This window comes from Streptomyces sp. NBC_00158 (genome assembly GCF_045160885.1).
Taxonomy (GTDB): Bacteria; Actinomycetota; Actinomycetes; order Streptomycetales; family Streptomycetaceae; genus Streptomyces.
In genome coordinates this window covers 5,059,875-5,081,155 of sequence record NZ_CP108161.1, presented here as the reverse complement: position 1 = coordinate 5,081,155, position 21,281 = coordinate 5,059,875, and the positions used below count along the sequence as shown (strand labels likewise).

The following is a 21,281-nucleotide window of genomic DNA, read 5'->3' as shown; positions in this document are numbered from 1 at the left end:
TTCCTGAGAGGTGTCATGTGCCTAGCGTGGTAAAAATCAACGCGCTGACCGTCCCGGACGAGCAGCGGGAGCTGCTGGAGCAGCGGTTCGCCTCGCGGGCGGGCGCCGTGGAGGGTTCGGACGGGTTCGAGTGGTTCGAGCTGCTGCGGCCGATCGAGGGTACGGACCAGTACCTCGTCTACACGCGGTGGCGGTCGGAGGAGGACTTCCAGGCGTGGATGGAGGGTCCGATGAAGGCGGCGCACCAGGGTGGCGGCGCGGGCGGGGCCGGTGGTGAGCGGCCGAAGCCGGCGGCTTCCGGGTCGCAGGTGTGGTCGTTCGAGGTCGTGCAGCAGGCGGCGCCGAAGCAGGCCTGATGTGTGGCCGAGGGGCCCGGGGCGGACGCCGCCCCGGGCCCCTCGGTTCTGTCGCTTCAACGTCCCTTCGACCCTTCAGGCCCAGAAGGCGTCGCTCTCGTCGATGTCCTGGGTGCACTGGTCGATGTCGGTGATCTTGCCGCCGACGATGGTGAAGAAGAGCCCTTCGTGGATCTCGATGCCGCGGTCGCCCCTGTCTCCCTGGGCGACGTGCACGGCTATCGCGTGGCCGCGGCCGTCCACCATGACGTTCTCCAGCCGGACCCGGAGGGTGCCGTTGGTCTCCTCCCCGAGGCGGCGGTAGAGATCGAGGACGGCTTCCCGGCCCTTGTGGTGCCCCGAGAGCCTGTTGTTGCCGGGCACGTGGTGGATGACGTCGGCCGTCATCAGCGTGCCCAGGGTCTCCATGTCGCCCTTGCCGAAGGCTTCGTAGCCGCGGCGGATCAGGGCACAGTCCGGATGCTCCGACATGACGGTTCACACCCTCCGCTCGTGCGATTTACACCTTTCCTCATCATCGGCCCGCGCCTGTGGATATTCCACGCGGGGGCTCGGGAGGGCGCTGCACAATGGCGCCATGGACAGGAACACGATCATCGGGAATGACTCCGCCGACGCCCGAAACAGCAGGTGGGAGGTGGTGTCGGAGCCCTTCGACACCGTGGACGCGACGGCGCTGCGCCGCGCCTACTACGCGGAGGTCGCCGGACGGTACTGGGAGCGGTCCGTCACCGAGGCCGAGATCGACCAGGGGATGCTGGACTTCCCGGCCGACGGGCTCCTACCCCCGGCCGGGCAGTTCGTGGTCGGCAGGCTCGACGGGCGGCCGCTGGCGTGCGGCGGCATACGCCTGCTCGACCCGGCCACCGCCGAGCTCACCAGGGTGTACGTCGACCGGAGCGCCCGCGGCACCGGCGGCGGGGCGGCCCTGCTGGCCGCGCTGGAGGAGGCCGCCCGCGGGCTGGGCGCCGCGCGGGTGCGCCTGGACACCCGTACGGACCTGGTGGAGGCCCGCGCCCTGTACGCGCGGCACGGGTACCGGGAGATACCGGCCTACAACTCCGGTCCGTACGCCCAGCACTGGTTCGAGAAGGGCCTGGACCTCGGCTCGGCCGCTTCCTAGTTGGCGGAGTGGTCGCGGCGCGCCGGCGTGTCGTAGGGCTCCTCGGAGTCGGATCCGCAGAGCTCCCGGTTGAGTTCCTCGACCAGCTTGATGAGGTCGGTGGGACGGTCCGGGCCCCACCAGTCGCCGAGCAGCTCGGCCAGGGACTCCTGGCGTGCGTGCGCCAGCCTGCCCGCCACCTCCCGGCCCCGGTCGGTGAGGACCAGCGCGAGGCCGTCGCGGGTGGCGAGTCCGCGCTCCTCGGTCTGGCGCGCGGCGTCCGTGACGACCTTGATCGGGATGGCGGTGCGTTCCGCCAGCACGGCCGGCTCCACGGAGCCGTACTTGTTGATCCGCAGCAGCAGCCAGCTGGCGGCGGGCAGCAGGTCGTAGCCGGCCTTCGCGGTGATCTTCTCGTAGACGTGGCGGCGGCCTTCGCGGGTGCCGAGCACGGACAGCGCGCGGGCCACCTCCTCGTGCGAGGAGCGGTGCACGGGGTTGGAGGCGAGGGTCTCCGTCACGTCGGGGGCGGTGACGGAGGCGCGGAGCGTGTCCTCCTTCAGGAACCAGGAGATGAGGAAGGCCAGCAGGACCACCGGGACCGCGTAGAGGAAGACGTCGGTGATGGCGGAGGAGTAGGCGTCCAGCACCCTGGGGCGCACCTCGGGCGGGAGCGCGCCGATGGCCCGGGGGTCGGCCTCCAGCCGTTCGGGCGTCGCGGCGGGCGGGAGCGGGACTCCGGCGAGGGTGGCGGTCAGTTTGTCACCGAGCCGGTTGGTGAAGACCGTGCCGAAGATGGCGACGCCGAAGGAGGCGCCGATGGAGCGGAAGAACGTGGCACCGGAGGTGGCGACCCCGAGGTCGGCGTAGCTGACCGCGTTCTGCACGACGAGGACGAGCACCTGCATGACCAGTCCGAGGCCCACGCCGAAGACGAAGAAGTAGATGCTCGTCTCCCAGTCGGAGCTGGTGCGTTCCAGCTGGTGCAGGAGCAGGAGCCCGACGGCGGTGACGGCCGTACCGGTGATCGGGAAGACCTTCCAGCGGCCGGTGCGGCTGACGACCTGCCCCGAGGCGGTGGAGGCGATCAGCAGGCCGAGCACCATCGGCAGCATGTGGACGCCCGACATGGTCGGTGAGACGCCCCGCACGACCTGGAGGAAGGTCGGCAGGTAGACCATCGCGCCGAACATCGCGAAGCCGATGACGAAGCTGATCACCGAGCAGAGGGTGAAGGTGCGGATCCGGAACAGCCCCAGCGGCAGGACTGGTTCGGCGGCCCGCCGCTCGATGAGGAGGAAGGCGACGAGGAGGACGGCGCCGAGGACCGCCAGTCCGATGATCCGGGCCGAGCCCCAGCCCCAGGTGCCGCCGAGGGAGGCGACGAGCACGAGGCAGGTGGCGACGGAGGCGATGAGGAAGGTGCCGAGGTAGTCGATGGTGTGCCGGGAGGACCGGGCCGGGATGTGCAGGGCGGCGGCGATGACGACCAGCGCGACGAGACCGATGGGGAGGTTGATGTAGAAGACCCAGCGCCAGGAGAGGTGGTCCACGAAGAGGCCGCCCAGCAGGGGCCCGAGCACACTGGTCGCGCCGAAGACCGCGCCGAAGAGCCCCTGGTACTTGCCGCGCTCGCGGGGCGGGACGATGTCGCCGACGATCGCCATCGACAGCACCATCAGTCCGCCGCCGCCGAGGCCCTGCAGGGCCCGGTAGCCGATGAGCTGGGGCATGTCCTGGGCGAGGCCGCAGAGGGCGGACCCGATCAGGAAGATGACGATGGCGGCCTGGAAGAGCTTCTTGCGCCCGTACTGGTCGCCGAGCTTGCCCCACAGGGGCGTGGCGGCGGTGGAGGCCAGCATGTAGGCGGTGACCACCCAGGACAGGTGCTCCATGCCGCCCAGCTCGCTGACGATCGTGGGGAGCGCGGTGGAGACGATGGTCTGGTCGAGTGCGGAGATCAGCAGGCCCAGCAGCAGGGCCCCGATCGAGACGAGCACCTCGCGGGAGGCGTGCTCGGCGGCGGGCTTCGGGTCCACGGCCGACGCGGTCACATCCTGAGCCATCGGCTCCTCCTCAGGCCGGATCAACATCTCCATCCTGAGCGGTGTGTCCGGTTATGGCCTCTCGGAAGGGTTGGGTGGGGCCTGAGGGGTCTGCATAATCGCTGGCAGTGTCCAGGGAGGGGTACCAGTGAGCGCAGAGCGCTGTCCGGAATGCGGCGCCGTGGGCGTCGGCTGCGAGTGTGGGCGGGGGGTGGGGTTCAACCCGCTGCGCATTCGCCCGTACGTGGCCATGCCGGAAGCCGACCAGAGCCCGCCACCGCCCCAGCCGGTCCTGGGCGCGATGGCCCGACCGGGCGCGGACCCCGCCACCCCCTTCCCCACCCTCCCCCCGCCCCCGGCGGGGGCTCCGGAGGCAGCCCCGGCCCCTCTGGCGGAAACCTGGCCGACCCACCAGGCCACCCCGCCGACCGCACCGGCGGGCCCCTTCGCACCCCAGGCGGAGGCCCAGACGCCCCAGCCGGAACCCTGGGCCACCCAGCCGGGCGGCCCGACAACCCCGGCAGGCGGCCCGATGCCCGGGGCCGACGCGCCGCAGCCCCCGGCGCAGCCGGGCGGCCCCACGGCAGCACCTCCGGCGGAAGCCTTCGCATCACCGGCTGAGGCCCCGACGCACCCGGCGGAACCCTGGGCAGCCCAGCCGGGCGTTCCCGCGGCAACGGCTCCGGCGACACCGCAGGTGCCCCCGGCGGGATCCGTCGCGCCCCCGGTCGACGGCCGGACAACCCCGGCGGGGGCCTGGACGGCCCAGCCGACCGTCCCCCCGGCGGCTCCGGCGGCCCCGGCGGCCACGGCGGCTCCGGCGGCTCCGGCGGCCACGGCGGCTCCGGCGGCTCCGGCGGCTCCGGCGGCTCCGGCGGCTCCGGTAGGAGCCTTCGTGCCCCCGGCGGAGCCTTGGGCGGGCCGGCCGGGCGATCCGACGCCCCCGCCGGGCAGCGCGGCGCCGCAGGCCCCGGCCCAGCCGGGCGCCTGGGGTCCGCAGCCCGGTACCCCGGCGGCGGGCCCGGCCGAACCCCTCGCGACCCCGCCCGGGGTCGCCGGCGCCGGGCCGGGCACGCCCCCGCCCGGGGCGTTCGCGGCGCAGCCGGGTGCCGCCGCAGCAGCCGGCGGGTTCGCGGGCGGGCCCGGGGTTCCCGTACCGGCGGCCCCGGCCGCCACCGCGTCCGGCGGCGGGGGCGACGAGGCCCCGACGGCCATGCTGGCGCCCGTCCCGGCCGGACCGCCCCCGCAGGACCCGGGTACGCCGGCGTTCGGGATACCCGGCGCGGCGCCCGCACCCGTACCCGTACCCGTACCGCCGGCGGAGCAGACGGTTCAGCTGCGGGCCGTCCCCCCGCAGTGGCCCGACGACGTCCCCGCCAGGCGGCCGCGCTCCCGGCGGCTGCCGCTGCTGGCCGCGGCGGGTGCGGCGGTGGCGGTCGGCGCGGTGGCGCTGGCCCTGGTGATGTTCACGGGGTCCGACGAACGGGACACCGCACTGGTGGACCCCAAGCCGTCGTCGCCCGTCGCCGAGTCGGCCCCGGCCGGCCCGTCGGAGTCCCCTTCCGGCCCGACGGCAAACCCCTCCTCGTCGGCCACGTCCTCCCCGTCGGCGAGCGCCTCCCGCTCGGCGTCCGCGTCCGCCTCTCCGAGCGCGTCCCGCTCGGCGTCGCCGTCCCCCTCCCCCTCCACCGGGACGACCCGCGCCCCGAGCCCCACCTCCCCGGCGAAGCCCGTGAAGCCTGCGACGCTGCGTCCCGGCGACTCGGGGCCCGAGGTGGAGAAGCTCCAGCGGCTTCTGTCGGAGCGCGGGATGTACGGCGGCAGGTTCGACGGCCGGTACGGCCGCGGCGTGGAGCGGGCCGTGGCGAACTTCCAGATGGAGTACGAGGTGTACGAGGACGAGTTCGGCGTGTACGGCCCGGCGACCCGGCGCGCCCTGGAGGGATAAGTCACTCGGCCGTCGGTGGCGCGTACCCCGCCGGATTTTGTATCGTGAAGAAACAAAGTGGTTCCGTCCGCAATCCCTGACCGGTGGACGGAACCGCTTGTTCTCTTTAGCCGCCCGTCTGGAGCCCCGCCGATGCCGGCCAGCACCACCACGACCACCGCCCCCACCGTCCTCACCGCCAGGGCACTGCTCCTGGACATGGACGGGACCATCGTCAACTCGGACGCGGTGGTCGAGCGCTGCTGGCGCGAGTGGGCGGTGTCGCACGGACTGGATCCGCAGGAGGCCCTGAAGGTGGTCCACGGCCGCCAGGGCTACGCCACGATGGCGATCCTGCTGCCCGAGCGTCCGATGGAGCTCAACCACGCCGAGAACGCGGTGATGCTGGCCCGCGAGACCGCCGACACCGACGGCGTGGTCCCCGTCGCGGGCGCTCCGGAGTTCATGGCGTCGATCGCGGCTCTCCCGCACGCCCTGGTCACCTCGGCCGACGCCGCCCTGGCCGAGGCCCGGATGACGGCCGCCGCGCTCCCGATGCCGGACGTGCGGGTCACCGCCGAGTCCGTCGGGGCCAGCAAGCCCGACCCCGAGGGCTTCCTCAAGGGCGCCGCCGAGCTGGGCGTGGACCCGGCCGACTGCCTGGTCTTCGAGGACTCCGGGGCCGGCATCGCCGCGGGCCTGGCGGCCGGCATGCGCGTGATCGGCATAGGCCCCCGCGCCGCCGCCCACGGCCCGACGGCCCAGGTCCCGGACCTGACCTCGGTCCGCGTCGAAGCCGGCGCGGACGGAACCCTCACCCTCACCCTCACGCCGCCCGCGTGACCCCGGGCCGGGCGCTCCCGCCGCCCGCCCGGCGCGACCGAACGAAACGGGCCGCCTCCCCGCGCGGGGAGGCGGCCCGTTTCGCGACCCTCCGGGTCAGCCCGCGATCGCCTCGTACAGCGAGAACGCCGCCAGCGCCGCCATGACGGCCGCCGCGATCTTGGTGATGAGCCGCAGCGGCACGTACTTCATCAGCGTGCGCCCGCCCAGGATGCCGATGCCGGCGACCGCCCAGAGCGCCAGCACCGCCCCGAGGCCGACGGAGAGCGGGTTGTCGTACCGGGCCGCGAGGTTCGCCGTCATGATCTGGGTCAGATCGCCGAACTCGGCGACCAGGATCAGCATGAAGCCGGCCCCGGACACCTTCCAGAAGGACTGGTCGGCGGGCGGCTTGACCTCTTCGTCCTCGTCGTTCTTCTTCAGGAGCAGCATGGCCGCGCCCGCGAGGAAGAGGACGCCGACGACGGCCTGGACGAGCCGGTGCGGCAGGAGCGTGAGCACGCTGCCCGCGGCGATGGCGAGCGCGACGTGCACGGCGAAGGCCGCGGCGACGCCCGCGAAGACGTAGGAGGCGCGGTAGCGGGTGCCGAGCATCAGACCGGCGAGGGCCGTCTTGTCGGGGAGTTCTGCGAGGAAGACGACGCCGAAGGCGATCGCGAGGACGCTGAAGCTGAACACGGGGTGGAACCTCGATCGGTCGGTCGGGCAGGACGCCGTCGGACCGAGAGACCTGGGGTGCTTCAGGGGTCGCTTCGGCTCGGCGGCGCCCTGGGAGGCGTGAACACGTCACGCGCCACGCATCTGGATGCGTCACGCGCGCCGCGCCACATGGACAGGGCACTGCGGCCGAAGGTCTCGCTGGCCGACCGCTGACGCGGCCTGCCTCCGGGCGCCGGCTGGGTGACCCAGCAGTATGTCGACGGTCCGGCGAAGAGCTACTCCCCTTCTGCTCCGCCCAGGGTACGCGACGGCACCGACAGGACGAAGGCGTCCGTTATGTGAGTTTGGCCCCACTCCAGCCCCACCCCGGCGGCCGGAATCTCAACTTCCCCTTGAATGCGGGGCATTGATTGCCTTGATGTGACGTGCCCATGTCGGCAATCTGTCACCTGGTGCCCGTCCCAGCGACATCTGGCGCCGCCACCATGGCCGCGCCCCGCCGGGGTCCGCACGGCCACCACCCCCCGCACCAGGGAGCCCCCCATGGCCCTCATATCCACCCGCACGCCCTCCGTCTACGCGCGTCGCATCGGGCGCGCGGGCATCCTCGCCTCCGCCGTAGCCCTCGCCTCGCTCACCTCGCTGGTGAACGCTCCGGCCGCCCTGGCCGCCCCGCCCACCCCCATCACCGCCGCCGAGGCCCGCTCCTACCTGGCCACGGTCACCCCCGCCGCCGAGGGCTCCCTCACCGGCTACAGCCGCACCCAGTTCCCGCACTGGAGCACCGTCTCCGGCACCTGCAACACCCGCGAGACGGTGCTCAAGCGCGACGGCGTGAACGTCGTGACCGACTCCTCCTGCGCCTCCGTCAGCGGCAGCTGGTACTCCGAGTACGACGGGGCCACCTGGACCGCCGCTTCCGACATCGACATCGACCACATGGTCCCGCTCGCCGAGGCCTGGCGTTCGGGCGCCAACTCCTGGACCACCACCAAGCGCCAGCAGTTCGCCAACGACCTGACGCGCCCGCAGCTCATCGCGGTCACGGACAACGTCAACCAGGCCAAGGGCGACCTCGACCCCGGCAAGTGGCTGCCGCCGCGCACCGCGTACCGCTGCACCTACGCCCGCATGTGGGTCCAGGTGAAGCAGTACTGGGGCCTGAGCATGGACTCCGGGGAGAAGGCCGCCCTGGTGAACGTCCTGAACGGCTGCTGACCCGAGCACCCGCCGGCCCGTCGCGCCCCTCCCCCGGGAAACAACCGGGGTTTTCACCCTCCCAATCCCCCGCGAGGGGGAGGCCCGCCCCCGCCCGGCCCCGTACCGTGATCGAAAGGGCTTCCGAGAAGGGGGAATTGGATGGCCGGGCTGCGATTGGGACCACTGCTGCGCCACGTCGACTGGGACACGGGCGGCTCCGCCACGATATGGGTCGAGGCGGACCGCCCGTGCACCGCCGAGGTGCGGTGCGCCGACGGCTCCGGCGGCAGCGTCCGCACCTTCCAGATCTCCGGCCACCACTACGCGCTCGTGCCGGTCACCGGCCTGACCCCGGGCACGACCACGGCGTACGAGGTCCTGCTCGACGGGGTCCTCGTCTGGCCGGGGACCGGCGGCGGCTTCCCTCCGAGCACGATCACCACACCCGCCGTCGGGGGCCGGCCCGGGCAGCCCGCTCCCGGGCTGCGCGTCACCTTCGGCTCCTGCCGGCAGGCCGCACCGCCCGCCGACCGGCGCGGACCCCACGGGGCCGACGCCCTCGACACCCTCGCGGCGCGGCTGGCCCAGCACCCCGGCGAAGTCCGGCCGGACCTCCTGCTGCTGCTCGGCGACCAGGTCTACGCGGACCACCTCTCGCGCGAGACCCGCAAGTGGCTCGCCGCCCGCCGCGACCTGCGGGAGGCACCCGGCGCGCAGGTCGCGGACTACGAGGAGTACACCCGGCTGTACTACGAGTCCTGGCTCGACCCCGAGATCCGCTGGCTGCTGTCGACCGTCCCCAGCCTGCACGTGTTCGACGACCACGACGTCATAGACGACTGGAACACCAGCGCGGCCTGGCTGGCGGAGATGCGGGCGACCGCGTGGTGGCCGGAGCGGGTGCTCAGCGGGCTGATGTCGTACTGGGTGTACCAGCACCTGGGCAACCTCTCCCCCGCCGAACTGGAGGCGGACGCGCTGTACGCGGCCGTGCGGGCCACCCCGGACGGCACCGACGCGCTGCGTGCCTTCGCGGCCGCGGCCGACGCCGACCCGGCTTCGGCACGCTGGAGTTACCGGCGGGACTTCGGCAGGACGCGGCTGCTGATGGTGGACACCCGGGCCGCCCGGGTGCTCGCCGAGGACGGCCGGGCCATGCTCGACCCGGCGGAGCAGCTGTGGCTCCGGGAGAACGCGTTGGAGGGGCACGGGGATTACGACCACCTGCTGATCGGGTCCTCCCTGCCGTGGCTGATGCCGCCGCTGATCCACGACGCGGAGGTGTGGAACGCCGCGCTCTGCCGGGGCGAGCGCGGGCCGCGCTGGGCGCGGATCGGCGAGGACCTGCGGCGGCGCAGCGATCTGGAGCACTGGGCGGCGTTCCCCGCCTCGTTCGCCGCGCTGAGCGATCTGATCGAGGAGGTGGGCACGGGCCCGAAGGCCCCGGCGACGGTCGCCGTCCTGTCCGGGGACGTCCACCACGCGTACGTGGCCGAGCCTCGAATACCCAGCACCGCCCGGGTTTTCCAGCTGACCTGCTCGCCCGTGCACAACTCCATCCACACGGCGGTGAAGTGGGGGTTCCGGCTGGGCTGGTCGCGACTGGGCCGGTGGCTGGGGCGGGGCTTCTCGCGGCACGGGCGGACGGGCCGGCCGCCGCTCAGCTGGCGGCGTACGGGCGGACCGTGGTTCGGCAACCAGCTGATGACGCTGGCGCTGGCGGGCCGCAGCGCCCGGCTGCGGCTGGACCAGGCCCGGTCGGGCCGCGCGGGGGCCCGGCTGGTGACGGTGCTGGACCGGGAACTCACCGCGGCGGAGTAGGCCGGGCCGCCGCCGGAGCGGTGGCGGGCGTACGCTGTATGGCTGTCAGCCGCCCCTGCCGCTCCCCGCGACGACGCGGCGCATCGGACTGGGGAGTTCCGCTTTGCTCGAGACTCTGGGGTCGTTGACCACGAGCCCGTGGATCTACGCCGTTGTGGCGGTGTCGGTGCTGCTCGACGTGTTCCTGCCGGTACTGCCGAGCGGAGTGCTGGTGATCAGCGCCGCCGCTGCCGCGGCGGCGGCCACGGGCACGCCCGCGCAGGTCCCGGACATCAGGCTGCTCCTGGTCGTCGCCGCGACGTCCTCGATACTGGGTGACATGGCGGCGTACCGGCTGGCCCGCCGCGGCGGGGCCCGGCTGGACCGCGCCCTCGCCCGCTCCCGCCGGCTGACCCGAGCACAGGAACGCCTGGGCACCGCCCTGACCAGGGGCGGCGGCGCGCTGGTGGTCCTCGCCCGCTTCGCCCCGGCCGGCCGCTCCGTGGTCTCCCTGGGCGCCGGCCGGACCGGGCGGAAGGTGACGGAGTTCCTGCCCTGGTCGGTGCTGGCGGGCATCAGCTGGGCCGGCTACAGCGTGTCGCTGGGCTACTTCGGCACCCAGTGGCTGGGCACTGCCTGGCTCGGTACCGCGGTCTCCATGGTCGCCCTCCTCGCGGCGGGCTCCCTGGCCGCCTACCTCGTCCGCCGCCCGTCCCCGGGCCCGGCGCCCGCGTAACCTCCCCTCCCCCGGAGGGAGCAGGCCGGTCACCCGTTCACCCGGCACCGATCGCCGCCCCACTCCCGTGCTTCTAGCGTCCGGAGAACGGCGCGACCGAACCGCGTGACGCCCCAGCCCTGGCCGCGCCGTTCCGCCGAGCCGAGGAGTTCCCTCCATGCCCCCCACGCGCACCCGCAACCGGCGCCGCCTGACCGGGATCGCGGCCGCGACACTCGTCGCCGCGGCCCTCACACCCGCCACGCTCGCCTCCGCCGCCCCATCCGCCACCGTCTCCCCGGGCACCGTCGCCCCCGGCAGCCGCGTCAGCCTCAACGTCGACGGCTGCGACACCTCGACGGCCCGGGCCTCCTCCCGCGCCTTCGGCGACGTCTCCCTCGCACCGAGCAGCCGGAGCGCGAGCAGCTTCTCCGGCAGCGCCACCGTCTACCGCGACGCCCCCGTCGGCTCCTACCCCGTCACCTTCGAGTGCGGCGGGAACAGCGGCCGCCGGGTCACGGTCACCCTCCAAGTCAGCTCCGGCGCCGCCCGCGGCGGCCTCGGCGGCAGCATCGAGGCCATGAGCCCGGGCCGGATCGCCCTGGGCGGCACCCTCGCGGCCGGCGCGCTCGGCACCGGCATCTGGCTGCTGCGCCGCCGCTGGGCCCACACCCGCTGACCGCCGACCGGTCAGACGGCCGCGGCAGCCGTCCGGCCCCGGACCTGCACGCCGTCGAGCAGCGCGGCGGTCGCCTCCGCGACGGCGTCCACGGCGGCGTCGAACACCTCCTGGTTGTGCGCGGCCGGAGCGCGGAAGCCGGACACCTTGCGTACGTACTGGAGCGCGGCCGCCCGGATCTCCTCCTCGGTGGCCTTCTCGGGGATGGCGGGCGGGCGCAGGGTCTTAATGGAGCGGCACATACCTCCACTATGGCGCGGCCGGCGGCAGCTCGGCCCCGGAAAGCTTCATGATGAGCCCGGCCTGGAGCCTTCCGCGCAGCTCCGGGTCGGCGACCTCCTCCAGGAGCCCCAGCGCCTGCTGGGTGCTCTCCGCCGCCCGCCGGTCCTCGCGCAGGGCGGCCGTCTGGGCGGCCATGTGCCGCAGGGCCAGATCGGCGCGCCGGTGGAACAGCTGCCCGACGAGGGTGACGACCAGGCCGACGGAGCTGGTGACGACCCCGAGGTACGCGTCCCCGGCGCCCTCCGCCTTCCACACCGCGAGCCCGACCCCGAAGAGCAGCACGGCCGCGCCGACCCCGGAGAACAGCTGGCTGGTCGCGAAGCTGCTGCGCGCCTGGGCCAGCCCGTAGGCGTAGTACTCGACCAGGATCGGGGTGAAGTCGTCGTGCCGGTCCCCCAGCTCGGCCGGACCTCCCCGGTGCGCCCCTGCGTCGACCAGCCGCGGCTCGCCCTCCTCCCGCGGCCCTGCGCCCAGCCCCGCGAGCAGCCGCTCCCGCTCGGCGTCCCGCTCCCGCCCGAACCGCGCCCGGCCCACCACCCCGGCCGCCAGCAGCCCGAGCCCGGCCACCCCGAGCCCCACGGCCCCGACCCACTCCGCTGCCCCTGCCACACCCTCCAGATCCCCGCCCCACCGCGCGGGAAACCGCCCCGGAACCTAGACTGGCGAACGCCCGACCCTTCCGGCCCCCAGGAGCAGCACATGGCCAAGCGAGGAAACAAGAAGCGCGCCCGCAAGAAGAAGAAGGCCAACCACGGCAAGCGCCCCAACGCCTGAGCCGCACCCCCCAGACACACGAAAGGCCCCCAACCGTGACCGGTTGGGGGCCTTCATGTCTGGTGGGCGTGGACGGTTTCGAACCGCCGACATCTGCTTTGTAAGAGCAGCGCTCTACCCCTGAGCTACACACCCGTGGACGAGTGGACAGCCTACATGCAGGGCGGACCCCCCACGCAATCCCGTTCCCGTGGGGGAGAATGGACCCGGGGCACGGGCGGACGGGGTACGGGAGTGGGACTGTGACGACGGCATCCCGGCGGTGGTTCGGCGGGCGGGACGAGGGTCGGCGGGCGGATGCGCAGGCGGCGAAGGACGCCGCCGCGGCCGCGTTCTACGAGCTGGACACCGCGCAGCGGGATCTGCGGATCTCCATCGAGACCATCGCCGCCGCCGACGGGTCTCCCGCGGCGCGGCAGGCCACCGAGGGGTTCGCGGCGCTCGGGCGGCGGATCGACGAGGTGAGCCACGCCTACATCGAGGCCGTCGACGCGCACGACCTGGACCGGGTCGACCTGGAGGGCTCCGCCGCCTCGCAGGCGCGGCAGCAGCTGACGCGGGCGCGGGACGAACTGGTGCGGGTCAAGGGGGAGCTGGAGCGGTTCGCGCAGGGGCTGCAGCCGCTGCTGGACAAGGCGGAGACGCAGCTGGCGCGGGTCGCGCCGGCGCGGGAGCGGGCGAAGGCCGCGCTGCTGGCGGCCAGTGACGCGCTGGACGCGGTGCGGGCGCAGGGGATGCGGGCCGACGACCTGGCGGCGCGGCTGGCGGCGCTGGGGCCGGAGCTGACGAAGCTGAACCAGGGCGCGGCCCAGCACGGGGTGCAGGAGACGGTGCAGCGTGCGGACCGGATCCTGCGGGACGCGGAAGCCGTGCGGGCCGAGGCGGCGCGGCTGCCGGAGCGGGCCGCGGAGGTGGACCGGCGGCTGGTGAGCCTGCGGACGCGGGCGCAGGCGCTGCGCAACCGGGCGGACCGGGTGGATCCGGTGCTCAGCGAGCTGCGGCGCCGGTTCAGTGCGGCCTGCTGGCAGGACCTCCAGCACGTCCCCGATCAGGCGGTACGGGACGTCGCGCAGGCGGAGGAGCGGCTGGCGGAGGCCGCCCGGGCGCGGCAGGAGCAGCGCTGGGCCGACGTGACGGCACTGGTCGAGGCGGTGCGGGCCGGGCTGGACGCCACCGACGAGGCGGTGTCGGCGGCGCAGGACCGGCTCACGCGGCTGGAGGCGGTGGCCCGGGACCCGAAGGCCGAGGTGGAGCGGACCCGTTTCGCGATCCGGGACGCGCAGCGGCTGGCGATGGCCGGCCGGAGCGTGCCCGATCCGCGGCATGCGCGCCCGCTGGACGAGTCGGTGGCGCGGATGGAGCGGGCGCTGGCCGGGCTGGAGGGGCGGCACCCCGACTACTGGCACTTCCTCCAGGAGCTGGAGCAGGTCCGGTCGGCGGTGGGCCGGGTGGTGTCGGACATCCGCGACCAGCGCGCGGTGGGGTAGCCAGGCCGCGGGCGGCGGCGGATGCTGGACTGGAACGGAACAGCGGTCTGGGGAGGACTGGAAGGACTGAGAGGGAGGGCTGAGGAGGGCGTCATGGCTGCCCACACTTTCCACCGGTCCCGCACGGACCGGGCGGCTCCCCCCGTGTCCCACGAGCCGTACGTGGCGCACGCGGCGTACGGGTGCACCGAGCCGCACGAGCACTACGCGCCCTACGTGCCCCACGAGCCGTACGGGCCGCCGCCCGAGCGGCAGGGTCCGGGTCTGCTGGAGCGGATGCTGCACCCGGTCAACGCCCGGCTGGACGATCACCTGCCGGCCGACCACAAGCTCGGCCAGGTGTACCGGGTCGGCGCCGGCCTGACCGGGCTGCTGCTGGTGGCGTTCGGCATCCTGGGGCTGGTCAACCGGATCGGCTTCTTCGACACGGGCGGCGACACGGTGCTCGCCCTGAACACGAACGGTGCGCTGAGCGTCCTGTCGATCTGCATCGGCGCGCTGCTGTTCGCCGGGATGGTGATCGGCGGGACCTTCGCCTCCACCCTGAACATCGTGCTCGGCATCGCCTTCATCGTGAGCGGGTTCATCAACCTCGCCCTCCTGGACACGGGCCTGAACTTCCTGGCCTTCCGGATCCAGAACGTGCTGTTCAGCTTCGTCGTCGGCGTGATGCTGATGTGGTTCGGGATGTACGGGCGGGTGGGCAGCGCCCTGCCGCACGACAATCCGTACTGGCGCGCCCGCCACCCCGAACAGGCGGCGCGCGAGACGCGGGGCCGCGAGGGATTCCGGTCGGCGCGCCCCACTGCGTAGCCTGTGCGCATGCCTCGTTACGAATACCGCTGCCGGACCTGCGACGACACCTTTGAGGTCAGCCGGCCGATGGCCGAGTCGTCCGCGCCCGCCGACTGCCCCGCCGGGCACGCCGACACCGTCAAGCTGCTCTCCGCCGTCGCCGTCGGCGGGACCAGCAGTGCCCCCGCGGCCGCGCCCGCCGGCGGGGGCGGCTGCTGCGGCGGGGGCGGCTGCGGCTGAGCGGACGGAGCCTCCTCAGCGCTTGCGCGAGAGGGTCAGGCCGTCGGAGATCGCCAGCAGGACGGAGTCCATCCGGGTGTCGGCCATGGCGTGCTCGTTGAACGCGCGCACGCTCGCGCCCCGGCCCTGCGGGGACTCGTCGAGGACCGTGCCGTGGTACAGGGTGTTGTCGGTGACGATCAGCCCGCCCGGGCGCAGCCGCGGGACCAGTTCCTCCCAGTAGAGGATCTGGTTCTCCTTGTCCGCGTCGACGTACGCCATGTCGACGTGCGGCTCCGCCGGCATGGCGCGCAGCGTCTCCAGCGCCGGGGCGATGCGCAGGTCGATCCGGTCCGCGACGCCGGCCGCCTCCCAGGCCTCGCGGCCGTACGCGGTCCACTCCTCCGAGACGTCGCAGGCGATCAGGCGGCCGTCGGCCGGCAGGGCCCGGGCCATGGACAGGGCCGAGAAGCCGGTGAAGGTGCCGACCTCGACGATGTGGCGGGCTCCGGTCAGCCGGACCAGGAAGGCCAGCAGCGGTCCCTGTTCCTCCGCGGACTGCATGCCGGCCGACTCGGGGAACTTCTCCCAGGTGGTGCGCACGAGCCCCCGCTGGATCTCGTCCAGCGGGGGGTTGTGGGCCAGGACGTACTGGTAGAGCTCGTCGGTGATCTTGGTGCTGTTGCCCTTGGTCATGCGGTCAGTGTGCCAATTGCCCGCGGCGGCCCGGGGGTCGTGCGGCCGGTGTGCCGAGCGGCCGGTGCAACGCCGGAGGTCATGCGGCGGGTGTGCCGACCGCCCGGACGAACTCCCGGACGATCTCCTCGCCCGCCAGGACCCCGGCCGTGTCCAGGGCCGTCACCGTGGGGGCGGTCCAGCCCGTGTCGGCGAGCTCCCCGTGGCCCGGCCGCCAGGCCCGGTCGGCGGCGAGCAGCAGGTCGGCGTCGAGCAGGGAGTCCCCGGCGGCGAGGGTGGTGGCCGCTCCCGTGCGGCGGGCGACCTCGTGCATCGCGGCGCTCTTGGTGAGCGGGCGCGGGACGGCGTAGATCTTGCGGCCCTGGAGGGAGACAGTCCAGCCCCGGGACCCGGCCCACTCGGTCAGGGCCTTGAGCCACTCGTCGGGCACCAGCTCCCGCTCGACGACCAGGTACGCGAAGAGGTCCTCGGCCAGGCGGGCCTTGCGCAGCCACGCCGGGTCGGACACGGCCAGCAGGTGCTGGTGCACCTCCTCCAGCGGGGCGCACTCCGCGGCGAGGCGTCCGGCCACCGCGCGCCGCCAGTCCCGGTCCGGGGCGCCGTCGACCAGCAGCTGACCGCCGTTGGCGCAGATGGCGTACGGGGCCGGGGGGCCGGGGAAGCGGATCCGCTGGTACTGCTTGCGGGTGCGGGTGGTGGTCGGAACGAAGACCGCCGACGGGTCGGCGGCCAGTCCCGCGAGCAGCGCCGCCGCCGTCTCCGTCATGTACGACAGCGGCTTGCCCTCGTGCACCTCGACGCACAGCAGCCGGGGGGCCTGCGGGTCGGGCATGGTCAGGCCGAGCGCGGCCGAGGAGTAGATGAGGGTCCGGTCGAGGTCACTGGCTACGAGGACGGTCTCTTGGCGGGTCACTGGGAGGCCACTGCCTTTCCGTCGGCGCCCGTGGCGCCGCGCGTGAAGCGGGGGTGGATGAGTCCTACACAGGTGTACGGGAGGTCGTCGACCTCCTCGACCGGCACCCCGCGCTGCTCGGCGAGCAGGCGTACGTGGTCCAGGTCGGAGCCGGCCCCGCGCTGGGCCAGGATCTTCCACGGCACGCGGCGCAGCAGCACCCGCGTCGTCTCGCCGACGCCGGGCTTGACGAGGTTCACGTCGTGGATGCCGTACTCCTCGCTGATCCGCTCCACCGCCGCCCAGCCCACCCAGGTCGGGGTGCGGTCGGCGGCGAGGAGCTCCTTGACCTCGGCGGCGACCGCGTCCGCGACCTCGTCGAAACGGGCGGCGACGGTGTCGACGAAGGCGGTGGAGACGTCGGCTCCGGCCAGGTCCCGGTAGAACTTCGCGCCGTGGAAGTCGTGCGGGCCGACCAGGTCCGACCTGAGCACCGTACGCGAGACGAGGCCGGAGACGGTGGAGTTGAGGCAGGCGGAGGGGATCAGGAAGTCCTCGCGGGTGCCGTAGGTGCGCACGCAGGAGCCGGGGTCGGCGAGGACGACGATCTCCGGGTCGAAGCCCGGGAAGGCGGCCAGGGCCTCGCGCAGCTCGCGGGTGATGGCGCCCTTGCCGGTCCAGCCGTCGACGAAGACGACGTCGGCGGGATCGTGGTGGGCGGCGAGCCAGCGCAGGGCGTTGGCGTCGATGCCCCGGCCGCGGACGATGGAGACGGCGTAGTGGGGGAGGTCCAGGCCGTGCCGGGCGCGGGCCCAGCGGCGCATCAGCACGCCGACGGGCGTGCCGGCGCGGGCCAGCGAAACCAGCACGGGCGACGGGGAGCGCTCGGCGAGCACGGTCTCGGTGACGGTTCCGACGGCGCGGGCGATCCGGGCGGCCGAGGCGTCGAGGGCGCTGCGGTAGAGCTCCTGGTACTGCGGGGAGGGCTGGTACTCGACGGGCAGGGACTCGGCGTAGTGGGCGCCGCCCGCCTGGATGGCCTCCTCGCGCTCCTCGGTCGGGGCCTCCAGCCGCACCTCGGAGAGGTCCTGGAGGAGCCAGCCGACGTCCTCGGGGGCGTACGAGGAGAACGCCGGCCCCCGCAGCGGTTCGGGCAGCGGCGGCTGGGTCACGGTCGGCTCCTGCCGGTCGTCGGGCGTGTAGGACGGGACGACGGCCAGGACGACCCGGCCGGTGTGCGGGGCGAGCCGGGCCAGCAGCCCGGCGTGCAGCTCGGGGGTGTCCCCGGCGGAGTCGACGACGGCGACGACGGTGTCGAAGCCGGCGCCGGCGACGTTGTAGGCGTAGCGGTCGCCGGGCCCGTCGGCGGGGGCGTCGTGCGCGGGGAAGACGAGCCGGGTGCGGATGGCGTAGCCGGGGTCGTCGACGGCGAGCACGGGCGAGCGGGTGGTGGTGGAGAACCGCACCTCGCGGGCCGCCCCGGACTCCTCCAGGGCCCGCGCGAGGCGCAGCGGCGCGTACATCAGCTCCTCGTTGCCGAGTACGAGGACCCTTCCGGGCTGCGCGCCGAGCGCGTCGGCGAGCCGGGCGGCCATGGCGGGCAGGGCGCCCTCCAGCGCCTCGCGGTGGGCGGCGGTGAAACCGTGCCGGCCGCCGTCGGGCAGCCCGCCGGGCCAGCCGAGCGGCACCCGGGCGACGCCCGCGGGCGCCGCCACGCCGGCCACGGGCGCAGCATCGGCCACAGGTGCGGCCACGGCGTCGGCGTCGGCCCTGCCGGCCAGGCCGGCCACATCGGCCACGTCGGCCACGTCGGCCACGTCAACCACGGCCTCACCGCCGGCGGTCGGGACGCCGGTAGCCGTACCGCCGGCGGCCGGCGCCTCGGCTGCCGCCGCCTCGTACTCCTCCACCAGGGCCCGGCCCTTCTCCAGGACCCCGTCCGGGAGGGAGACCGTCCCGGACGCCAGGGCGATCAGGTCCACCCGCGCACCCAGTTCGGCGGCGAAGGCGGTGAGCCGGTCCCGGTCGGCGGCGGAGCGCATGTCCACGAGGGCGACGACCACGTAGTGCGCGCGCGGGTGGCGGGAATGGAGGTCGCGGATGGTGTTCAGGACGGTGTTGCCGGTGGAGAACTCGTCGTCGACGAGGACCAGCGGCCCCTCCCCCGCCAGCAGCGCGGGGTCCTCGGGCAGCAGCAGGTGCGAGGTGGCGTGCGAGTGGGCCTCCTCGAACCCGCCCGCGGGCCGCACCCCGGGCACCGGTCGGCGGGTGGAGTGCAGGTAGGGGGCGGGGCCGAGGCCGTCGGCGACGCAGTGGCCGAGCCCGGTGGCCGTCTCCGCGTAGCCGAGGACGACCGCGTCGGCGGCCCGGTCGCCGAGCAGCTCGCGGACCCGTACGCCGAGCCCGTGGCCGGCCGCGTACACGGCCCCGGGCGACTGCGGGACGTGCTTGCCCAGCACCTGCGAGACCAGCAGGTGGGCCCGCTTGGGGTTGCGCCGCAGGGCCAGCCCGAGCAGTTCCCTCAGCTCGGGCGAGGCTCCGCCGCCTGCCCCGCGCAGGTCCACGCCCAGCCGCTCGGCGACCCAGGTTCCCGACCACACCGTGTCGATCGTCTTGCCCTTCCTCGTCATGGCCGGCCCGCTCACACCTGGAGCCCGGCCGTGAGGAGGTCGACGAAGCCGACCTCCTCCTTCGCCACACCGAAGACCTCGGCGCGCAGCATGGTGCGCTCGGCCCAGGCCCGGTGGGGCTTCACCTCGTTCATCTTGTTCGTGTAGGCGGAGCGCATGACCCCGCCGCCGCCGCGCTCGGGGCGCAGGATGTCCTGGGCGTCGCTGAACTCCTCGTGGGAGACCACCGACAGCGCGTGCACCGGAGTGACGTGGGCCGGGTGGATGCAGGTCTTGCCGAGCAGCCCGTTGGCGCGGTCGAGCTCGATCTCGCGCAGCAGGCCGTCCAGGTCGTGTTCGATCAGGGCGGTGCGCAGCTCCTCCACGCCCTCCTCCAGGAAGGGGCTGCGGCGCAGCTGCGGCTTGAAGAGGCGCTGCTGGCTGCGGAAGTACTCCCAGACCGGGCCGGTGACGGTGAAGCCGGTGCCGTCGGCGCGGCTGAGGACGTTGACCACGTCGGCGATGACCCCGGCGACGATCTGGACGTCGTACGCGGTCATGTCGGGGGTGCGGCGCAGTCCGTACACGGAGCAGAAGTCGGTGACGCCCAGGCGCAGGGCGAGGACCCGCTCGCGGTAGCGGTTGACGGTGCGCTTGATGCCCGCGAGGGCTTCGACCCGGGTCTCCAGGTGGAGGAGGTCGGGGGTCTCCAGGACCGGCATGGCGTACAGGCGGGTCAGTCCGGCGGCGGCTTCGGCGGCGGCGACGGCGTCGAGGAAGGCCGTTCCGCGGCTTTCGGTGAACTTCGGTAGTACGAATCCGGCCAGGTTCCGGACGGGGCCGCCGAGCCGCCGGACGAGGTCGGGTATCTGCTCGGGGGTGCGGACGCGGATGAAGAGGAGCGGGAGCCCCTCGGGGCCGGCGCCCTCGGCTTCGAGGGCCGCGAACTGCCGGACGAGGTTCTCCTCCCCGTCCCCGACCTCGGCGTCGCTGATGGAATCCTCCAGGCAGAGGACCATGGAGACGACTCCGCGGCCGGCCTGCTTGCGGATGTCGTCGGCCAGCCTGGGCCGGACGGCGGGGCTGTAGAGGGTGGCTCCGAGCGCGGCCGCCAGGGTGCGGGCCGGGGAGGCCAGGTCGAACTCCGCCGGCTCCTGGTGGAAGAGGTCCTTGCGGACGGTGGGCGATATGTGCCCGAAGTGACGCATGTGCTTCCCCCGTACTGCCTCGGCGGCCCAACTGGCGTGGCCGGTAATAGTACGTACGAACGCGAGTCAAGAGTTCCTCAAGCACATGAAGTTCAGGTAACCCTCTTGCACCATGCCCAGCTCTCACGCTCGGGACAAGGCCCTACGGGGGGCCGCATTGTCCCGGTCGGCTCCGGGAGGGCAGGATGACGGGCATGACGCACGCGATGCAGAAGGGCTCCAACATCCCGGTGACCGCCACGGCGGTCCGGGCGGTGCTGCGCTGGACCACCGGCCCCGAGGTGCCGGACGTGGACGCCTCCGCGCTGCTCGTGGGAGCGGACGGGCGCGTGCGCTCGGACGAGGACTTCGTGTTCTACAACCAGCCCCGGCACCCTTCGGGGTCCGTGTGGCGGCTGGGCAAGAAGCAGGTGGGCGACGGGGTCACGGACGCGGTCCAGGCGGACCTGCGGGCCGTGCCGCCGGTCGTGGACCGGGTCCTGGTGGTGGCCTCCGCCGAGGACGTGCCCTTCGAGCAGGTCCGCGACCTGCGGATCCAGCTGTACGACGCCACGCCGGGCGGTGCTCCCGAGCCGCTGGCCCACTTCGACGTCCGCCCGGAGACCGGCGCCGAGACGGCGCTGATCTGCGGGGAGCTGTACCGCCGGGGCGAGGGGTGGAAGTTCCGCGCCCTGGGCGAGGGCTACTCCGACGGCCTGGTGGGGCTGGCCACCGACCACGGGATCTCCGTCGACGAGAACGCCGGCGAGGGCGCCGGTGCGGCCGCGGAGCCCGCACCGGCGGCCCCCGGCACCCCGGGGGACGACCGGACGGCCGCCATGCGCCCGCCGGTGCAGACCCCGGTGACCCAGGCCCCGCCGGCCGCCCAGCCCGCGTACGGGTACCCGCAGCCGGTGTCGCCGGTCCCGGTGCCGGCTCCGGGCGGGGACCCGTCGTTCCGGCTGCCGGTGCAGGGGCCGCAGTTCATCCGCCGCTGACGGGCCGCCCGGGGG

22 protein-coding genes and 1 tRNA gene are annotated in these 21,281 nt (G+C 74.0%); 13 read left to right on the top strand and 10 right to left on the bottom strand.

The features are described from left to right. Positions 1-17: 17 nt before the first annotated feature. Positions 18-356 carry an antibiotic biosynthesis monooxygenase family protein gene (locus tag OG553_RS23385; protein WP_405980853.1) on the top strand — a complete coding sequence of 113 codons (339 nt, stop codon included), beginning with the start codon at positions 18-20 and terminating at the stop codon, positions 354-356. Between the two features lie 75 nt (positions 357-431). Here the strand turns inward: OG553_RS23385 and OG553_RS23380 are convergent, their stop codons facing one another. After that, positions 432-827, bottom strand: a complete 396-nt coding sequence (locus OG553_RS23380) for a nuclear transport factor 2 family protein (protein ID WP_405980852.1) — start codon at positions 825-827, stop codon at positions 432-434. A gap of 106 nt (positions 828-933) precedes the next feature. Here OG553_RS23380 and OG553_RS23375 point away from each other — a divergent pair, with 106 nt between their 5' ends. Next, positions 934-1,479, top strand: a complete 546-nt coding sequence (locus tag OG553_RS23375) for a GNAT family N-acetyltransferase (RefSeq protein ID WP_405980851.1) — start codon at positions 934-936, stop codon at positions 1,477-1,479. Here the strand turns inward: OG553_RS23375 and OG553_RS23370 are convergent. After that, complete coding sequence (locus OG553_RS23370; protein WP_405980850.1) at positions 1,476-3,524, bottom strand: DHA2 family efflux MFS transporter permease subunit; 2,049 nt, start codon at positions 3,522-3,524, stop codon at positions 1,476-1,478. The genes OG553_RS23375 and OG553_RS23370 overlap by 4 nt on opposite strands. 874 nt (positions 3,525-4,398) lie before the next feature. Between OG553_RS23370 and OG553_RS23365 the strand changes: the two genes are divergently transcribed. Together OG553_RS23365 and OG553_RS23360 are read left to right on the top strand one after the other, a co-directional pair. Continuing rightward, complete coding sequence (locus OG553_RS23365) at positions 4,399-5,451, top strand: peptidoglycan-binding protein (RefSeq protein WP_405980849.1); 1,053 nt, start codon at positions 4,399-4,401, stop codon at positions 5,449-5,451. A 132-nt stretch (positions 5,452-5,583) separates the two neighbouring features. After that, positions 5,584-6,273 (top strand): HAD-IA family hydrolase, encoded by a 690-nt coding sequence (locus tag OG553_RS23360; protein ID WP_405980848.1) that lies wholly within the window; start codon positions 5,584-5,586, stop codon positions 6,271-6,273. Between the two features lie 96 nt (positions 6,274-6,369). On the opposite strand, the gene OG553_RS23355 is transcribed toward OG553_RS23360, so the two are convergent. Continuing rightward, positions 6,370-6,951, bottom strand: coding sequence for a TMEM165/GDT1 family protein (locus tag OG553_RS23355; protein WP_362469059.1), 582 nt, complete (start codon positions 6,949-6,951; stop codon positions 6,370-6,372). 525 nt (positions 6,952-7,476) lie between these two features. Between OG553_RS23355 and OG553_RS23350 the strand changes: the two genes are divergently transcribed. From OG553_RS23350 to OG553_RS23335, 4 genes are all read left to right on the top strand, one after another. Further along, on the top strand, positions 7,477-8,151 hold the full coding sequence (locus OG553_RS23350) for an HNH endonuclease family protein (protein ID WP_405980847.1): 675 nt from the start codon (positions 7,477-7,479) through the stop codon (positions 8,149-8,151). A 141-nt stretch (positions 8,152-8,292) separates the two neighbouring features. After that, complete coding sequence (locus OG553_RS23345) at positions 8,293-9,954, top strand: alkaline phosphatase D family protein (protein WP_405980846.1); 1,662 nt, start codon at positions 8,293-8,295, stop codon at positions 9,952-9,954. Between the two features lie 103 nt (positions 9,955-10,057). Next, on the top strand, positions 10,058-10,669 hold the full coding sequence (locus OG553_RS23340; RefSeq protein ID WP_405980845.1) for a DedA family protein: 612 nt from the start codon (positions 10,058-10,060) through the stop codon (positions 10,667-10,669). A gap of 157 nt (positions 10,670-10,826) precedes the next feature. Further along, complete coding sequence (locus OG553_RS23335) at positions 10,827-11,327, top strand: hypothetical protein (RefSeq protein WP_405980844.1); 501 nt, start codon at positions 10,827-10,829, stop codon at positions 11,325-11,327. Between the two features lie 11 nt (positions 11,328-11,338). On the opposite strand, the gene OG553_RS23330 is transcribed toward OG553_RS23335, so the two are convergent. Then, complete coding sequence (locus tag OG553_RS23330) at positions 11,339-11,569, bottom strand: DUF2277 domain-containing protein (protein WP_405980843.1); 231 nt, start codon at positions 11,567-11,569, stop codon at positions 11,339-11,341. A 7-nt stretch (positions 11,570-11,576) separates the two neighbouring features. Continuing rightward, positions 11,577-12,218 carry a hypothetical protein gene (locus tag OG553_RS23325; protein WP_405980842.1) on the bottom strand — a complete coding sequence of 214 codons (642 nt, stop codon included), beginning with the start codon at positions 12,216-12,218 and terminating at the stop codon, positions 11,577-11,579. Between the two features lie 90 nt (positions 12,219-12,308). On the opposite strand from OG553_RS23325, the gene OG553_RS23320 reads away from it, so the two are divergent. Then, positions 12,309-12,383 carry a 50S ribosomal protein bL37 gene (locus OG553_RS23320; protein WP_099895366.1) on the top strand — a complete coding sequence of 25 codons (75 nt, stop codon included), beginning with the start codon at positions 12,309-12,311 and terminating at the stop codon, positions 12,381-12,383. A 60-nt stretch (positions 12,384-12,443) separates the two neighbouring features. On the opposite strand, the gene OG553_RS23315 is transcribed toward OG553_RS23320, so the two are convergent. After that, positions 12,444-12,518 (bottom strand) — tRNA-Val (locus tag OG553_RS23315). A 65-nt stretch (positions 12,519-12,583) separates the two neighbouring features. Between OG553_RS23315 and OG553_RS23310 the strand changes: the two genes are divergently transcribed. The 3 genes from OG553_RS23310 (at position 12,584) to OG553_RS23300 (ending at position 14,905) form a co-directional block, all read left to right on the top strand. Further along, positions 12,584-13,870 carry a hypothetical protein gene (locus OG553_RS23310; RefSeq protein ID WP_405980841.1) on the top strand — a complete coding sequence of 429 codons (1,287 nt, stop codon included), beginning with the start codon at positions 12,584-12,586 and terminating at the stop codon, positions 13,868-13,870. Between the two features lie 276 nt (positions 13,871-14,146). Beyond that, complete coding sequence (locus OG553_RS23305) at positions 14,147-14,683, top strand: DUF4383 domain-containing protein (RefSeq protein WP_405983114.1); 537 nt, start codon at positions 14,147-14,149, stop codon at positions 14,681-14,683. 9 nt (positions 14,684-14,692) lie between these two features. Then, complete coding sequence (locus tag OG553_RS23300) at positions 14,693-14,905, top strand: zinc ribbon domain-containing protein (protein ID WP_125816540.1); 213 nt, start codon at positions 14,693-14,695, stop codon at positions 14,903-14,905. Positions 14,906-14,920: 15 nt separating this feature from the next. Here the strand turns inward: OG553_RS23300 and OG553_RS23295 are convergent, their stop codons facing one another. From OG553_RS23295 to OG553_RS23280, 4 genes are all read right to left on the bottom strand, one after another. Then, positions 14,921-15,580, bottom strand: a complete 660-nt coding sequence (locus OG553_RS23295; protein ID WP_405980840.1) for an O-methyltransferase — start codon at positions 15,578-15,580, stop codon at positions 14,921-14,923. A gap of 79 nt (positions 15,581-15,659) precedes the next feature. Then, positions 15,660-16,493, bottom strand: a complete 834-nt coding sequence (locus tag OG553_RS23290; protein ID WP_405980839.1) for an HAD family hydrolase — start codon at positions 16,491-16,493, stop codon at positions 15,660-15,662. Continuing rightward, positions 16,490-19,102: a phosphoribosyltransferase gene (locus OG553_RS23285; protein ID WP_405980838.1), complete on the bottom strand. Its 2,613-nt coding sequence runs from the start codon at positions 19,100-19,102 to the stop codon at positions 16,490-16,492. The genes OG553_RS23290 and OG553_RS23285 overlap by 4 nt, the downstream gene beginning before the upstream one ends. An 11-nt stretch (positions 19,103-19,113) precedes the next feature. Next, positions 19,114-20,289 carry an HpcH/HpaI aldolase/citrate lyase family protein gene (locus tag OG553_RS23280; RefSeq protein ID WP_405980837.1) on the bottom strand — a complete coding sequence of 392 codons (1,176 nt, stop codon included), beginning with the start codon at positions 20,287-20,289 and terminating at the stop codon, positions 19,114-19,116. Positions 20,290-20,483: 194 nt separating this feature from the next. On the opposite strand from OG553_RS23280, the gene OG553_RS23275 reads away from it, so the two are divergent. After that, positions 20,484-21,266, top strand: coding sequence for a TerD family protein (locus tag OG553_RS23275; protein ID WP_405980836.1), 783 nt, complete (start codon positions 20,484-20,486; stop codon positions 21,264-21,266). Positions 21,267-21,281: the final 15 nt, after the last annotated feature.